Source organism: Pseudomonas sp. NMI542_15, assembly GCF_021283425.1.
Lineage (GTDB): Bacteria > Pseudomonadota > Gammaproteobacteria > Pseudomonadales > Pseudomonadaceae > Aquipseudomonas > Aquipseudomonas fortuita.
Genome location: NZ_JAJSRO010000002.1, coordinates 274,278 through 289,653, shown reverse-complemented (window position 1 = coordinate 289,653; position 15,376 = coordinate 274,278). Strand labels below are relative to the sequence as shown.

Below are 15,376 nucleotides of genomic sequence, written 5' to 3'. Positions count from 1 at the left end.
GCGTCCTGGCTGCGCCCTCTACCGCTGATGTGGAATCATCTTCTAGAATCCGCAAAAAATTCAGGGACCTGTGTCATGGCTGGTAGTCAGATCGAACGCGCCTTCAGTCTTGTAGAAAGCCTTACCGGTGAACCTCAGGGGCTGCCATTGCAAACCCTGGCCGAGCGCCTGGACATTCCCAAGAGCGCAGCCCACCGCATGCTCACCGAGCTGGTGCGGCTGGGCTATGTGCGGCAGAACCGCGACAACAGCCGCTACCAGTTAACGGCAAAGCTGGTGGCGCTTGGGTTTCGTTACCTGTCCAGCAACGGCGCCGACATCATCCAGCCGATTCTCGACCGCCTGGCCCAAGACAGCGGTGAGCTGGTGCGCCTTGGGGTGATCGACGGTGCCCGGCAGACCTGGATCGCCAAGTCCCAAGGCGCCCGCTCCGGGCTGCGCTACGACCCGGACATGGGCCGCGATGCGCCGCTGTTCTACACCGCCTCCGGGCACGCCTGGCTGGCCAGCCTGGACGATGAGCAGGCGCTGCAGATGGTGTTGCGCCAGGGCATTGCCGACCCTTCACAGTTCGGCCCGAACGCGCCACGCTCCACCGACGCGCTGCTCGCCTACCTGCACCGTGCCCGGGAGCTGGGATATGCCTGGGTGGAGGAAACCTCGGCCGTCGGGACCTCGGCCTTGGCGGCGGTGGTGCGTCGCCCGCAAACTGACGAGGTGATCGGCGTATTAAGCATTGCCGGCCCCAGCGCACGGATGGCGCAAAGCCGCCTGGCAGAACTGGCGCCACTGTTGCTGGCGGCGGCGCAAGAGCTGTCCGCTGCTAGCCGGGCAAGCGAATTATTCGCCTGAAGGCACATTACTGGTCGATTACCGCACAGTCTGTTCTGCCGGTTCTTTTGAAAAACTGAACATGGTTCTAAATTGTCGAGTACTGATTCTGGAATCTGGTTTCAGAATCAGCACAACAACAATCACAAGAGGACAGGCTGTTGAACGCACCCCTTCGTATTGCCCTGATCGGCGCCGGCATCATGGGCCGCCAGCACTACCAGCACTTGCGTAATGTGCCGCAAGCCCAACTGTGTGCGATAGCCGACCCCGGTCCGCAGGCCGAAGTTTTTGCCGCCGAATGGGGTGTGCCCTGTTTTGCCGACCACCGACAGATGCTGGAGCGTGTGCGCCCCGAGGCAGTGATCGTTGCCAACCCGAACAACCTGCATGTGGCGACCGCGCTGGATTGCATCGAGGCTGGCGTGCCAGTGCTGGTCGAGAAACCGGTGGGTGTGCACCTGGATGAAGTCCGTGCGTTGGTAGAGGCATCGCGCAGCCGGGGTGTACCGGTGCTGGTTGGCCATCACCGGCGGCACAATCCACTGATCACCAAGGCGCACCAGGTGATTGCCGACGGCAAGCTGGGCCGGCTGATCAACGTCACCGCACTGTGGCAGCTGCAAAAACCTGACAGCTACTTCGACACCCCATGGCGTCGCGAGCCGGGGGCTGGCTTCTTGCTGACCAACCTGATCCATGACCTCGACCTGCTGCGCCATCTGTGCGGCGAGGTGGTGCAGGTGCAGGCATTCACCCGTAACGACGTACGCGGTTTTGCCAACGAAGACAGCGCGGCGGTGCTTTTGCAGTTCGCCAACGGTGCGCTGGGCAGCCTCACCGGCTCCGATGCGGTAGCCGCGCCCTGGAGCTGGGAGCTGGACTCTGGCGAAAGCCCGATGTACCCGCGCCAGGATGGCCAGCCATGCTACCTGCTGGCCGGCACCCAAGGGGCGCTCAGCATCCCCCAGCTCAAGCGCTGGCACTACGCCGAGGCGGGGGCGGGCTGGCACACGCCGCTGCTGCAGAGCGAAGAAACCATTCCTGACGGCGAGGCGTTGACCCTTCAGTTACAGCATTTCGTGCGGGTAGCCCGGGGTGAGCAGGCGCCGCTGATCGACGCTGCCGACGCTGGCCGCACCCTGGCGCTGGTCGAAGCCATTCGCCAGGCCTCACAAAGCGGCCGAGCCTGTGCGCCCGAGCAGATTGCCTAAGCCGACCTTGACTTATTTTTGGTGACGAACAATGACTGATCGAATTTTCTCCCTCGCCGCCCTGACGGTCCTCGAACTGTCCCCGCCGGACATGGTCGAGGCAGCTGCCCGCGCCGGTTACAGCCACGTTGGCCTGCGCCTGGTGCCGGCCACCGAACAGGAGCAGCATTTCCCGCTGGTGGCCGACGCCGACCTGCGCCGGCACACCCAGGTGCGCCTGCGCGACACCGGTATCAAGGTGCTCGACCTGGAGATACTGCGCCTGAAGCCCGAAACCTGCGTGGCCGATTTCGAGCCTATTCTGGCGGTAGGCGCCGAGCTGGGTGGCACAGAGCTGCTGGTGGCTGGCAACGACCCGGATGAAGCCCGTCTGACCGAGCGCTTTGCCGCGTTGTGTGACCTGGCAGCGGGGTATGGCATTTACCCGCATCTGGAGTTCATGCCCTGGACTGATGTGCGCGACCTGAGCCAGGCCATGCGGGTGGTGGCCAACGCCGACCGCAGCAATGGCTGCGTACTGGTGGATGCCTTCCACTTCAATCGCTCCCGGTCTTCGCTGGACGACCTGGCACAACTGGCGCCGCAGCGCATGCGCTACGCCCAGCTGTGCGACGTCGCCGGCCCGGTACCGGCCGACATGGACGAAATCCTGCGCCAGGCGCGTAACGAGCGGCGCTTCCCTGGTGACGGCGATGCCGACCTGGTCAGCTTGTTGCGCGGCTTGCCGCCAACCGTGCCGCTAAGCCTGGAAATCCCCACTCGGCAGTTGCTTGAGCAGGGCATCAGCGGCGAACAGCGCGCGCGTATGGCGCTGGAGAAAGCCATGGCGGTATTGGCCACAGCCTGATTCGACCGGCAATGTGGCTTTGCGGGAGCAACCGTCTTGCTCACACGATGAAGTTTGCACGATCACAGTGGGACCGGGCTTACCCGCGAACACCGGCGGAGCCGGTGCCATTCACCGTGTTGGATTCTTCGCGGGTAATCGCGCAGGCTTCAGGCTTATGCAGTACCTGTGGTGACAACTGTCTTGCACAACACCTGAGAGCTAGCGCGATCATTGTGGGAGCGGGCTTGCCCCGCGAACACCGGCGGAGCCGGTGCCATTCACCGTGTTGGATTCTTCGCGGGTAAACCCGCTCCCACAGGTAATTGCGCAGGCTTCAGGCTTATGCAGTACCTGTGGGGACAACTGTCTTGCACAACGCCTAAACGCCAGCGCGATCACTGTGGGAGCGGGCTTGCCCCGCGAACACCGGCAAAGCCGGTGCCATCCACCGCGCTAGATTCTTCGCGGGCACGCCCGCTCCCACAGGTAATCGCGCAGGCTTCAGGCTTATGCAGTACCTGTGGGACAACTGTCTTGCACAACACCTAAACGCCAGCGCGATCACTGTGGGAGCGGGCTTGCCCCGCGAACACCGGCAAAGCCGGTGCCATCCACCGTGTTGGATTCTTCGCGGGTAATCGCGCAGGCTTCAGGCTTATGCAGTACCTGTGGGGACAACTGTCTTGCACAACGCCTAAAAGCCAGCGCGATCACTGTGGGAGCGGGCTTGCCCCGCGAAAACCGGCGGAGCCGGTGCCATTCACCGTGTTGGATTCTTCGCGGGCACGCCCGCTCCCACAGGTAATCGCGCAGGCTTCAGGCATATGCAGTACTTGTGGTGACAACTGTCTTGCACAACACCTGAGAGCTAGCGTGATCATTGTGGGAGCGGGCTTGCCCCGCGAAAACCGGCGGAGCCGGTGCCATTCACCGTGTTGGATTCTTCGCGGGCACGCCCGCTCCCACAGGTAATCGCGCAGGCTTCAGGCATATGCAGTACTTGTGGTGACAACTGTCTTGCACAACACCTGAGAGCTAGCGTGATCATTGTGGGAGCGGGCTTGCCCCGCGAAAACCGGCGGAGCCGGTGCCATTCACCGTGTTGGATTCTTCGCGGGCACGCCCGCTTCCACAGGTACCGAGCAGGCTTCAGGCTTATGCAGTACCTGTGGTGACAACTGTCTTGCACAACACCCGAGAGCTAGCGCGATCACTGTGGGAGCGGGCTTGCCCCGCGAACACCGGCGGAGCCGGTGCCATTCTCCGTGTGATCACCGAAAAAAAGGGCCCGCAAGGGCCCCGTAGAGGTAAGTGGCTAGCGCCCTCAGGCGCTCTCGACCTTGCGTGGTGCCATGAAGTACATCCACACCAGCGCCAGGAAATACATGGCCGGGATCATCGTGAACAACACGGCATAGTTGTTGTTGGTGGCGGTCAGCACGCTGCCGACGATCTGCGTCATGAACATCCCGCCAATCGCCGCGCACATGCTGCCGAAGCCGAACACCGTGCTCACCAGGTGCTTGGGTGTGTAGTCCATCACCAGGCTCCAGATATTTGCCGTCCACGCCTGGTGGGCGCCTACCGCCAGCGAAATGGCTGCCACGGCGACCCATAGGCCACTGGCGTTGGCGGCAAAGACGACGCTGACCATGGTGCAGGCAAAGATCAGCATCGACACCAGTCGCGCGGTGGTGGCCCGCACGCCTCGGCCAATCAGCCAGGACGACAGGATGCCGCCACCGATGCTGCCGAAGTCCGCCGTCAGCCAGATGATGATCAGCGGGATGCCCATCTGGGTCACGTTGATGCCCAGGCTGTATTGCTGGTTGAGAAACGGCGGCAGCCAGTACAGGTAGAACCAGAACACCGGCGCCGTAATCGCATAGGCCACCGCAAAAGCCCAGGTGCCGCGCAGGCGCAGAATACGGCTGAACGGCACGCGGGTCGGCTCTGGCTCGTCATCCTGCTGGATGTACTGCACCTCGCTCTGGCGCACGCTGGGATGGTCTTCAGGGTTGTAGTACTTCAACACCCACAGCACCACCCACACCAGGCCCAGGCAGCCCATGGCGATAAACGCGGCCTGCCAGCCCCACACAGCGAGGATCAGCGGCAGCAGGGCCGGCGTGACCATGGCGCCGACGTTGGTGCCGGCGTTGAACAGGCCGGTAGCGATCGCCCGCTCACCCGCCGGGAACCACAACCGCACGGTCTTCACGCAGGCCGGGTAGTTGGCGGCCTCGGTCAGGCCCAGGATGAACCGGCAGACCATGAAGCCGGCTGCTGAAGTGGCCAGGCCATGGGCGCCGGTGGCCAGGCTCCACAGCAGCACGGCGAAGAAGAAGGCGCGTTTTACGCCAACCTTGTCGATCAGCCGGCCCTGCAGCAGAAAGCCGATGGCATAGCCAACCTGGAACCAGAAGTTGATGTTGGCGTAGTCCATCGCCGTCCAGCTCATCTCCTTGGCCAGCACGGGCTGCATGATGCCAAGGGCGGCGCGGTCGATGTAGTTCAGGGTGGTGGCGAAGAACACCAGGGCGAGCATGCCCCAGCGGGTCTTGCCGACGCCGAAGGCGCCGCGAAGCTTGTCGCCAATCGAACCCTGGTGCATCCGGGGCGCGGCGGGGGTGGTCTTGGTGTGGTTCATAAACTGCTCGTTTCTTGAAATTGTATTCAGCTGCGGTGCTACGGTACGTGACCAAGTCCCAGGCAGGGGGGGCACGCAAGGCCGGTGCATGGTGAGCAGTGAAGGCGGCAGCGTCAATTCAAGAGACGGGCTACTGTTCGGTTACCGAACGGTTGCGTTGGCTTGCGGGCGCAGCAGGGATTCACCTTTATAAAGGGTAGAAGCCTTTGACCCTGGTTGCTTGCTGTGCACAGGTCAAGAAGGGAAGGGTAGGCTTTGATGATTGTGCCGGGCTGGTAAGAGCCTGCTTACACGCCAGCTTTGTGCGGATACAAAGACCAGGCGGTTGCCCAACTTTCAACCTCGGCGCGCCCGTATTCCTCAATCCACGACCGCACGGTCTTGTGCAGGGTGCTTTTTGCTTCAACTTCCTGCCCGGTGTGTGGGTTTATATAGTATTTGCTTTGCCGAGCCCTGTAACGTCGGGGCTGTGCGACAGGGCGGCATCGCTGATAGACCTCGTCAACGTTGGTCGTGCATTCGCTCTCCATGATGGACAGTACATGGGACAGATTGAATTGATATTCAGCAAGCAGCATGTGAAGTTTGCTTTCAAATTCGAATTCGCGGATAAGGCGGGGGTCGATTTTAATGAAAGAGAGTTCAGACTTTTTCGCGGCGAGCAGTCGCTGTAGGGCGCGGAATTCGGCGAGGCGTGACATGGCTTATCTCCATCCGGTGATGGGGTAGTGTTAGTGGTTGTCGAACGGAAATGCAAGTAGTGAAATATTTTGTGAGATTTTTGTCAGCACTCTACATTCCTGTGAACAGCTGGGTTGTTTAACGTCGATCATTTCGTGTAGGTAAATTCCTAAAGTGATGAGCATGTGAGTAATTTACAAGCCGGATCTGAAGTTACCGTTTTAGTCGATCCGCTGGTTAAACCAGCCATTGCCGAAGAGTTAAGTCGTTGGTTGGTGAGCTATTCTAAGCGAAGGGATTTTCTCATTGAGTCGACAGTGTATCCTGCTTGCCTATAGGTCTCTTTATCTGGCAAAACGTATAGAAGGTATTGTGGGTCAACGTTTCATTTTCACGCCATGGAAGTGGGATAACTCTATCCGTCGCACAACTGTCGACCGGCCAGATACCCAAAGGTCATCCCCGGCCCAAGGGTAATGCCACCGCTGGGGTAGTGCCCGCCCATCACGCTGTGCATGTCATTACCCACCGCAAACAGCCCGGGTATCGGCTGCCCTGCGTGGTCCAGCACACGGGCTGAAGCGTCGGTGCCCAGGCCAGCGAAGGTGCCAAGGCTGCCTGGCAGCAGTTTCACCGCGTAGAACGGCCCCTTCAGCAACGGCCGAAGCGACGGGTTGGGGGCCTGCTGCGGTTCGCCCTGGGCCCGATTGTAGGCGGACCCGCCACGCTGGAAGATAGGGTCTTCACCTTGGCCAGCATGCTGGTTGAAGCCTTCGACAGTGCGCTGCAACTGCCCGGCATCGATCCCGCAACGCTTCGCCAACTGTGCCAGCGTAGCGCCGCTGCGCAGGTAGCCACAGCGTTGGTAAAAGCGGGTAGGGAAGGGAAACGGTTTGGCCCAGCCGATGCCGTAGCGGCGCTGCGCTGCGTGGTCGCAGATCAGCCAAGCTTCAGGCGGCTCGCCTTGCGGCGTGGCAGCGAACAGTGTGTTCATGAAGTCATGGTAGCAATCGGCTTCGTTGACGAAGCGTCGGCCATCGCGGCGCACGGCAATGAAGCCGGGTTTGGCGCGGTCGATCAGGTGCGGGAAATGGCCGAAGGTTCCATCTTTGCGTGGTACCCGCGAAACCGGTGCCCAAGCGCCGGCTTGGGCCAGCTCGGTGCTTACCAGGCCACCGGCCTGTTCGCCCAGGCGCAGGCCGTCGCCGCTGTTTTCTTTGGGCGCGGCAGAGTAATGCCGGGTGCCATCCGGCGCATGCGCCATCAATTGAGCGATGCGCTGGCGGTCGTGCGGGAAGCCGCCACAGGCCAGCACCACACCCCGGCGTGCGTGAATCGCCTGGCCATCGGCAAACAGCGCGCCGCTGACCCGGCCTTCTCCCAACAGGCGGCTGGCCGGCTTGTCGGTCAGCAGCGTCACACCCAGGTCCAGGGCGCTGCGCAGCAGGCGTGCCACGAGTGCGTTGCCATTGACCAGTTGCTGGCCGCGTCGGTGTAGCAGCAGGTCGCGCCCGTGGCGCAGCAGGCGCTTACCTACATGCAACGCTGCCTTGAACGAGCGCGTGGCATTGAAAAAGGCGGCCATGTCGGTGCCGCCGGCAATGCCCATGCCGGCCAGGCTGACGATGTCCAGCGGTGGGCGCAGCCTGTGCAGCCAAGGCCCTAGCAGGCGGCCGTCGTAGGGCAGTGCGCACAGTGAACGGCCGCCGTGTACGCTGCCGTCACCTTCGCGCATGTCGGGCATGCGGCTGCCGGACTGAAACTGCACAGCAGTGTGCTGCTGGAAAAACGCCACCATCTCAGGGCCGTAGCGCAGGAATGCCCGCTGACGTGGGTCCAGCTCGTGGGTGTGGGTTTGCGCACGCAGGTAGCGTTCTGGGGCATCGTCGGTTTCGACGATGCCTTCGGCAATGGCCAGCGGGTTGCGCGGTACCCATAGCCAGCCCCCCGACCAGGCGCTGGTGCCGCCCAGCTGGCTGGCTTTTTCCGCAACGATCACGCGCAGGCCGTGATGCGCAGCGGTAACGGCGGCTGCCAGGCCAGAAGCACCGGAGCCGATGACGAGTACGTCACATTCGAGGGGTTGCATGCAGGGGTTCCGCTCAGGGGTTGATAGAAGGTCGCTTACGGTTTACTTCAGCGGCGAAAAGCCGGTGGGCCGCATCAGTCGCGATTGCAGGCGTACTACCGCACCCAGTTCGCGGTTGCGCCGCGAGAATTCTGCCCAGCGCGGGTCTGCTGCCATCGCGGCGCGGCGCGCGATGCGCTCATCGAGGCTGGTATAGCTCCAGATGTGCACCACCTGGTTCACGTCGCCAAACTCGCTGGTAAAAAAGCCCACCAGGTTACCCAGATGTTCGCTTTGCACTTCCAGCGCATGGCTTTGGTACAGGGCCAGCCAGTCGGCCATTTTCAGTGGGTCGAGGGTGTAGGTTCTCAATTCGTAGTACATGCAGAGGTCTCCGTTTGGGTGGCCGGCGCCTGCAGGCGCGCGGTGATGTGGTTGGCAGCGAGCCAGCCGAAGGTGAGCGCAGGGCCCAGGGTGATGCCGGGGCCGGGGTAAGTGCCTTTCATCAGTGAGTTCATGTCATTGCCGACCGCGTACAGCCCGGCAATCGGCTGGCCGCTGCGGTTCAGTACATTGGCATCGGCGTTGGTCACCAGGCCGCAGGCCGACCCAAGGTCGCCGGTGTGAATGCGAATGGCGTAGAACGGCCCGCTTGCCAGTGGCGCCAGGCACGGGTTAGGGGTGTGTTGCGGGTCGCCCATGTAGCGGTTGTAGCTGTTGCCGCCTTTGCCGAACGCGCGGTCGATGCCATTGCGGGCATCTGCGTTGAACTGCTCGAGGGTTTGCGCAAGCACCTGTGGGTCAACGCCGATGGCCTGGGCCAGGGCCTCTGGTGTTGCGGCCTGGTACAGGTAGCCGGCGTCGATCAGCGCCTGGTTGTTTACCGGTTTAGGCCGCGCCAGGCCCAGGCCGTAGCGGTTCATGGCCTCGGCATCGCAGACCAGCCAGCAGCTGGCAATGCCGTTGGCGAACATGGTCTGCACGAAGTGGTGGTAAGAGTCCGACTCGTTGACGAAGCGCCGCCCGGTCGGGTCTACCGCGATCACGCCAGGCTTGGCGCGGTCGGTGACCAGGTGCGGGAAGCGTTCACGCTCGCCACTGGCATGGCGCAGTTCGGAAACCGGCGCCCAGAAGAAGTTGGCCGCCAGGCCCTCGCCCTGGGCTGCCGACACAGCCTGGCCAAGGCGCAGGGCAGCGCCGTCGTTGGCAGCGGGCGACATGGTCAGGTGCGGTGTTGGCTGGGCGGGCCGGTAGCCAGCGGCGAGCGCGCCCGCCGCGAACCCACCCATGGCGCACACCACACCGCCACGCGCCAGTACCCGCACACGGCGCCCCTCGTGTTGTACCACCACGCCCGTGACCACGCCCTGTTCAACGATCAGCTCCAGGGCCTCGCTGCGCAACCACAGTTGGGTGCCATGGGCGAAGGCACTGGTGGCCAGGCGTGCGATCAGGGCGTTGCCGGTAGTCAGTCGGGTGCCACGTGGGTGCTGCAGGCGGTCCCGAGCGTAACGCGCCATCAGTTTCAGGCAGTGCCACAGCGACCTGGGTGAGCGGCGTATGCTGAGAAAATGCTGGATATCCACGCGGTTGACCATCATGCCGCCGAACAGCAGCATCCCGGGCGGTGGCATCTGCAGGTCCTTGAAGCGCGGGCCGAGGTGCTTGCCGTCGTATTCGACCATTTCCAGCGCCCGACCAAACTGGGTGGCGCCGGGCGCATCGGGGTAATAATCCGGTGAGTGCGGGCGCAGGGCGTAGCGCAGCTCGGTGTGCTGTTCCAGCCAGCGCAGCGCCTGGTGGCCCTGCTCGATGAAGGCGTCTGCCAATGCAGGCTCGTAGCCATCGCCGATAACGTGCCTGAGGTAGGTGCGCATGGCCTCGGGGGAGTCCTTGGCGCCAGCGGCGCGGGCCTGGTCGGTGCCATACAGCCACACCGCCCCGCCGGAAATCGCCGACGTGCCGCCGAAGTGCTCGGCCTTTTCCACCACCAGCACCTTCAGCCCGCGCCGCGCTGCCGTGGCTGCAGCGGCAAAACCTCCGGCGCCGCTGCCCAGCACAATGAGGTCAAAGCGCTGCTGTGTGTTTTCGATAGTGGCCATGGCCTCAGATCTCCAGTGGCGTCACGCCCATGAAGGCGCCGAGGTGGCCCAGTTGGGCGAAGGCCATTTCCGGGCCAGTCTGGATCGCACAGCCAACCTGCCGAGCCCGGTGCAACAGCGGGGTGATCTCGGGCGAGGTGACCACGTCGGCGACCAGGGTGTCGGGCTGCAGGGTTGCCAGCAGCGCGGCAGACAATGGCAGCTCTGCGCTTGTACCCATACCGACGGGGGAGGCATTGGCCACAAGGTCGAAGTCTTCAAGCCCGCTGACCTGCGTGCTGATGCCGAGCCCGGGGAAGGCCCTGCCAAGCAGTTCGCATAGCGCGCCCAAGCGTGCAGCACTGGGGTCATGGAGGGTGATGCTGGCAATACCGGCCTCACCCAGTGCATAGCTGATGGCACTGCCGACTCCGCCGCAACCAACCACCAAGGCCCGCTTGCCCGCCGGCTCGAAGCCATGCTTGCGCGCAGCCCCCAGGAAGCCGGCGCCGTCCACGTTGTCGCCCAGCAAGCGCCCGCCAGGCTCGCGGCGAATCACATTGACCGACCCCAGGGCGGCCGCGCGCGCGCTCAGGCCGTCCAGGCAGTTGGCCAGGGCTTGTTTGTAGGGCACAGTGACCACGCAACCACGCAGGTTCTGCCAGCCGCGCAGGCTGTCTGCAAAGCTGCCCAGCGCTGCTTCGTGCAGGTCGATGGGCAGCATGGCGATGTTGCAGTTGTTGTTGGCGAACCAGGTGTTGAAGTTCTCGGGGGACTTCACCTGGGCGATGGGCGAACCGACGATTGCGACGAGTTCAGTGGAACCACGAATCATGCTGACCTCCTTATTGTTTTGTTGTGGAGGCAAGCGTGCTGCACGGGCGGGGGCGTCAACAATGCGCTGATCGGGCTTTTAGTGCGATAATCGCAATCATGAGCCGGTTATCGCAGTGAACGGCAGTTTTGCAACCCGTTATGAGCCAAAACAATGAACACGTCCGTCATCCACTCCCGGGACCTGATCGCCGGGTTGCAGAAAGGCCTGGCCCTCATGCAATTGTTCAGCGCCGAGCAGCCACGCCTCAGCGTGCCGCAGGCGGCCAGGTTGTCTGGCCTTACCCCCAGCGCCACACGGCGGTTTTTGCTGACCTTGGTGCACGAGGGATTTGCCGAAACCGACAGCCGCGAATACTGGCTGACACCCAAGGCTTTGCGTATTGGCCAGGCGTATGTGGACTCGGCGCAACTGCCGCGCATGCTGCGGCCGATCATCGAGCAGGTGGCGCGCCAGACCCAGGAACATGTGTCGGTGGGTACCCGCGATGGGGACGAAATCATCCACCTGGTGCGCAGCCGTTATAGCCATGTGGCTTCGTTGTCGATCAGGCCCGGCTCGCGGGTGCCGATGTATTGCACGGCCGGGGGGCGGATCTGGCTGGCCTGGCTGGGTGAGGGGGAACGGGAGGCGTACTTTGCACGCAACCCCCTGCGGCCGTTGACGCCTTATACGCTGACAGACCGGGCGCAGCTGGACGCGGAGTTGCAGCGGGTGAAGGGGCAGGGTTTCTGTATCGTTGATCAGGAATTTGAAATCGGCATGCGGGTGCTGGGTGTACCGTTGCTGGACCGGGCCGGTCAGTTGAAAGCGACGCTGACCATCACAACCCACGCTTCGCGGTTGAGTGTTGATGAAATCCGTTTGCGCTATCTGCCACCGCTTTATGAGGCGCAGGCGCTGTTGCGGCCGGTGCTGGATTGAGGCGTTCATACCGCAGGTAGCCCGCTGCGATCCGAGCTGCGATAGCTGGCCTGGCGCACGCGCGACCACTGTGGGAGCGGGCATGCCCGCGAACACCGGCGCAGCCGGTGCCATCCTTCGCGTCGCCTGCTCCCACACTGTCCGCGTCAGCTTCAGCTGAGCCTATTCAACCACCTCGGCCACGCCCTGGTCTTCACCCAGGAACCCACCACTCTGGTGCTGCCACAGCCGGGCATAGGTGCCATTCTTCGCCAGCAGTTCGGCGTGTGTACCTTGCTCGATGATGCGCCCTTCATCCATCACGATCAGCCGGTCCATGGCGGCAATTGTCGACAGCCGGTGGGCGATGGCGATGACGGTCTTGCCTTGCATCATTTCGTCCAGGCTTTCCTGAATGGCCACTTCCACTTCCGAGTCCAGCGCACTGGTGGCTTCGTCCAGCAGCAGGATCGGCGCGTTCTTCAGCATTACCCGGGCAATGGCGATGCGCTGGCGCTGGCCGCCGGACAGCTTGATACCGCGCTCGCCCACCAAGGTGTCGTAACCGTTGTGGCCCTGGCGGTCGCTGAGCTGGCTGATAAAACCATCCGCTTGTGCATTGGCTGCAGCGGCGCGGATTTGGGCGTCGGTTGCGTCCGGGCGCCCATAGGCGATGTTATCCCGAATCGAGCGGTGCAACAGCGAGGTGTCCTGGGTGACCATGCCGATGGCGCTGCGCAGGCTGTCTTGCGTGACGTTGGCGACGTTCTGCCCATCGATGCGGATTTCGCCACTGTCCACGTCGTAGAAGCGCAGCAGCAGGTTGATCAAGGTGGACTTGCCGGCGCCAGAGCGGCCGACCAGCCCGACCTTTTCGCCTGGGTGAATGTGCAGGCTCAAGTCGTTGAGCACCTGGCGCTCGCCGTTGTAGTTGAAACTGACCTTGTCAAAGCTCACCGCGCCGCCGCGGGTTACCAGCTCGGTGGCACCTGGCGCATCCTGTACCTTGGGACCGCGGGTGAGGGTGGCCATGCCGTCCTGCACGGTGCCGATGTTCTCGAACAGCGAGGTCATCTGCCACATGATCCAGTGCGACATGCCATTGATACGCAGGGCCATGGCGGTAATGGCCGCGACTGCCCCAGTGCCGACCTGGCCCTGGTGCCACAGCCACAGCGCGTAGCCGCCGGCACCAAAGATCAAGCCCACCACCAGTGCCTGGTTGACGATCTCGAACTGGCTGACCAGGCGCATCTGGCGAAAGCCGGTCTGCTTGAAGTCCTCCATGGCCGCGCGGGCAAAGTGCGCTTCGCGTTTGGAGTGCGAGAACAGCTTTACCGTGGTGATGTTGGTGTAGGCGTCGGAAATTCGCCCGGTCATCGATGACCGTGCGTTGGCCTGTTCTTGCCCGACCTTGCCCAGGCGGGGCACGAAATACAGCATGGCCAGCCCGAACAGCACGAGCCAGGCAATGAACGGCAGCATCAGCTTCAAGGCAAAGCCACCGGCCAGGGCGATGATTGCAATGAAGTACACACCGATGCCGGGCAGGATTTCGATGAGCGTGAACAAGACCTCGCGCACCGCCAGCGCCGTTTGCATCACCTTGGTGGTAACCCGGCCAGAGAACTCGTCGGAGAAGAACGACAGGCTCTGGCGCAGCATCAGGCGATGGAAGTCCCAGCGCAGACGCAACGGCAGATTGATTGCCAGCACCTGGTGCTGCACCAGGGTGCGCAGGGCCACCAGCCCGATGCTGGTCACCAGAACGATGCCAATCCCCCACAGTACGTGGCTTTCCTGTGTGCTTGCCGCGCCACCGGCCTGCCAGGCCGAGAGCAGGTCGACCACTTGGCCGAGAAAGGCAAACAGCCAGGCTTCGTAAATCGACACCCCGGCACTGAGCAGTGCCAGGGCAAGAATGTAGCCGCGGGCGCCCCGGGTGCAGGCCCACATGAAGCGCAGCAGGCCAACTGGCGGCGGCGGTACCTCGTCGGGGGGGAAGGGGTCTAGCCAGCGTTCAAAAATGCGAAGCATGCGTGTCTCCGGTAAATCAGCATCTGCCTGACAGGTAACCATACCGCACATCGGCATGTTCGACCTGCGCTACAGCAGGTTGACAGCTTGTCCGCCGCCCGAGCATTATCCAGCCATACCTACGCAACGGGTTTGCCAGCATGTCCATGTCCAACCACGCCATTTCCGCTTCGGGCTTCATTGCTCAGGCAGGTGCGTGCGTTGCCGTTGCCAAGAAATCCAAGAAACAGCCGCTCATCTGACCGAGGCGCGCTGTCTCGTCAGGTGGGCTGACGAGACAGAAGGCGCCAGGTATCCCTGCCAGACCACTTCGACTCTTCACCCGCTGACGCTGACTTTCGGTCAACATCAGGAGTTTATGCATGTCGAATTTTCGTGGTATCTGGATCGCCCTTGTCACACCCCTGCGCGCCAATGAAGTTGACTTCGCCGCCCTTGAAAAGCTGGTGAAGAAGCTGCTCGAAGAAGGCGTGGCCGGTTTTGTGGTGTGCGGTACCACGGGGGAGGCGGCGGCACTGTCCAAGGCCGAGCAACTGGCTGTGCTGGACGCCGTGCTGGCCTGGGTGGCGCCAGACAAGGTGGTCATGGGCCTGTCGGGTTACAACTTGCGTGAATTGCTGGCCTTCCAGGCCGAGATCCAGCGGCGCAACATTGCTGGGCTTCTGGTACCGGCGCCTTGCTACATCCGCCCTTCGCAGGCCGGTATCGAAGCCTTCTTCAACACGGTAGCCGATGCCGCCAGCGTGCCGCTTATCGTGTACGACATCCCTTACCGCACCGGCGTGCGCATCGAGCGCGAAACCTTGCGCCGGATTGTGCGCCATCCGCGCATCGCGGCAGTCAAGGACTGCAGCGGCGACAGCGAAACCACGATGGCCTTGATCCAGGACGGCCATGCCCAGGTGCTGGCCGGTGAAGACCTGCAGATATTCAACAACCTGTGCCTGGGCGGTGCAGGGGCCATTTCGGCCTCGGCCCATGTGCATACGCACCTTTACGTGCGCATGCTGCGGCAGGTCGATAGCAGTGACTGGGCGGCTGCGCGTGGCACGTTCTACCAGCTGCTGCCCTGGATCAGGATGGCCTTTGCCGAGCCCAACCCGGCTGTGGTCAAGGCGGCATTGCAGTTACAGGGCTTGATGACCGACGAGCTGCGCGAACCGATGCAGCCTTGCACTCAACCAACCAGAGACAAATTGCTGGCGGTGCTGGCGCTACCCGGAGCCCTGTAGGAGTAGCCTTTTTGC

The 15,376-nt window shown here is 62.8% G+C and carries 12 protein-coding genes; 5 read left to right on the top strand and 7 right to left on the bottom strand.

Annotated features, from left to right (window positions below; translation table 11 throughout):
* Window positions 1-75 precede the first annotated feature (75 nt).
* The 3 genes from LU684_RS04605 to LU684_RS04595 all read left to right on the top strand — a co-directional run bounded on the left by LU684_RS04605 (window position 76) and on the right by LU684_RS04595 (window position 2,892).
* Entirely contained in the window at window positions 76-852 is a 777-nt protein-coding gene (locus LU684_RS04605; protein WP_016486113.1) for an IclR family transcriptional regulator, read from the top strand.
* 140 nt (window positions 853-992) lie between these two features.
* Window positions 993-2,045 carry a Gfo/Idh/MocA family protein gene (locus LU684_RS04600; protein ID WP_232894204.1) on the top strand — a complete coding sequence of 351 codons (1,053 nt, stop codon included), beginning with the start codon at window positions 993-995 and terminating at the stop codon, window positions 2,043-2,045.
* Window positions 2,046-2,076: 31 nt separating this feature from the next.
* A complete protein-coding gene (locus tag LU684_RS04595; protein ID WP_232894203.1) occupies window positions 2,077-2,892 on the top strand; it encodes a sugar phosphate isomerase/epimerase family protein in 816 nt (271 codons plus the stop codon).
* Between the two features lie 1,306 nt (window positions 2,893-4,198).
* Here LU684_RS04595 and LU684_RS04590 read toward each other — a convergent pair.
* The 6 genes from LU684_RS04590 to LU684_RS04565 form a co-directional block, all read right to left on the bottom strand.
* Entirely contained in the window at window positions 4,199-5,488 is a 1,290-nt protein-coding gene (locus LU684_RS04590) for an MFS transporter (protein WP_371855216.1), read from the bottom strand.
* 323 nt (window positions 5,489-5,811) lie between these two features.
* Window positions 5,812-6,225, bottom strand: a complete 414-nt coding sequence (locus tag LU684_RS04585; RefSeq protein WP_060518611.1) for a histone-like nucleoid-structuring protein, MvaT/MvaU family — start codon at window positions 6,223-6,225, stop codon at window positions 5,812-5,814.
* 395 nt (window positions 6,226-6,620) lie between these two features.
* Complete coding sequence (locus LU684_RS04580) at window positions 6,621-8,294, bottom strand: FAD-dependent oxidoreductase (RefSeq protein WP_232894202.1); 1,674 nt, start codon at window positions 8,292-8,294, stop codon at window positions 6,621-6,623.
* 42 nt (window positions 8,295-8,336) lie between these two features.
* Window positions 8,337-8,657 carry an NIPSNAP family protein gene (locus LU684_RS04575; protein WP_232894201.1) on the bottom strand — a complete coding sequence of 107 codons (321 nt, stop codon included), beginning with the start codon at window positions 8,655-8,657 and terminating at the stop codon, window positions 8,337-8,339.
* On the bottom strand, window positions 8,642-10,375 hold the full coding sequence (locus LU684_RS04570) for an FAD-dependent oxidoreductase (protein ID WP_016486127.1): 1,734 nt from the start codon (window positions 10,373-10,375) through the stop codon (window positions 8,642-8,644). Before LU684_RS04570 ends, LU684_RS04575 begins: the two co-directional genes overlap by 16 nt.
* Window positions 10,376-10,379: 4 nt before the next feature.
* Window positions 10,380-11,189 (bottom strand): shikimate dehydrogenase family protein, encoded by an 810-nt coding sequence (locus LU684_RS04565; protein WP_096425936.1) that lies wholly within the window; start codon window positions 11,187-11,189, stop codon window positions 10,380-10,382.
* Window positions 11,190-11,342: 153 nt separating this feature from the next.
* On the opposite strand from LU684_RS04565, the gene LU684_RS04560 reads away from it, so the two are divergent.
* On the top strand, window positions 11,343-12,113 hold the full coding sequence (locus tag LU684_RS04560) for an IclR family transcriptional regulator (protein ID WP_016486129.1): 771 nt from the start codon (window positions 11,343-11,345) through the stop codon (window positions 12,111-12,113).
* Between the two features lie 162 nt (window positions 12,114-12,275).
* Here LU684_RS04560 and LU684_RS04555 read toward each other — a convergent pair whose 3' ends face one another.
* On the bottom strand, window positions 12,276-14,129 hold the full coding sequence (locus LU684_RS04555) for an ABC transporter ATP-binding protein (RefSeq protein ID WP_232894200.1): 1,854 nt from the start codon (window positions 14,127-14,129) through the stop codon (window positions 12,276-12,278).
* Window positions 14,130-14,491: 362 nt separating this feature from the next.
* Here LU684_RS04555 and dapA point away from each other — a divergent pair, with 362 nt between their 5' ends.
* Window positions 14,492-15,361, top strand: coding sequence for a 4-hydroxy-tetrahydrodipicolinate synthase (gene dapA, locus LU684_RS04550; protein ID WP_016486131.1), 870 nt, complete (start codon window positions 14,492-14,494; stop codon window positions 15,359-15,361).
* The last annotated feature ends 15 nt before the right edge of the window (window positions 15,362-15,376 follow it).

Bases quoted from the DNA above. Each gene is read 5' to 3' on its own strand.
- LU684_RS04605 (WP_016486113.1), top strand. From the start codon at position 76: ATGGCTGGTAGTCAGATCGAACGCGCCTTCAGTCTTGTAGAAAGCCTT.
- LU684_RS04595 (WP_232894203.1), top strand. From the start codon at position 2,077: ATGACTGATCGAATTTTCTCCCTCGCCGCCCTGACGGTCCTCGAACTG.
- LU684_RS04590 (WP_371855216.1), bottom strand. From the start codon at position 5,488: ATGCACCAGGGTTCGATTGGCGACAAGCTTCGCGGCGCCTTCGGCGTC.
- LU684_RS04585 (WP_060518611.1), bottom strand. From the start codon at position 6,225: ATGTCACGCCTCGCCGAATTCCGCGCCCTACAGCGACTGCTCGCCGCG.
- LU684_RS04580 (WP_232894202.1), bottom strand. From the start codon at position 8,294: ATGCAACCCCTCGAATGTGACGTACTCGTCATCGGCTCCGGTGCTTCT.
- LU684_RS04575 (WP_232894201.1), bottom strand. From the start codon at position 8,657: ATGTACTACGAATTGAGAACCTACACCCTCGACCCACTGAAAATGGCC.
- LU684_RS04570 (WP_016486127.1), bottom strand. From the start codon at position 10,375: ATGGCCACTATCGAAAACACACAGCAGCGCTTTGACCTCATTGTGCTG.
- LU684_RS04565 (WP_096425936.1), bottom strand. From the start codon at position 11,189: ATGATTCGTGGTTCCACTGAACTCGTCGCAATCGTCGGTTCGCCCATC.
- LU684_RS04560 (WP_016486129.1), top strand. From the start codon at position 11,343: ATGAACACGTCCGTCATCCACTCCCGGGACCTGATCGCCGGGTTGCAG.
- LU684_RS04555 (WP_232894200.1), bottom strand. From the start codon at position 14,129: ATGCTTCGCATTTTTGAACGCTGGCTAGACCCCTTCCCCCCCGACGAG.
- dapA (WP_016486131.1), top strand. From the start codon at position 14,492: ATGTCGAATTTTCGTGGTATCTGGATCGCCCTTGTCACACCCCTGCGC.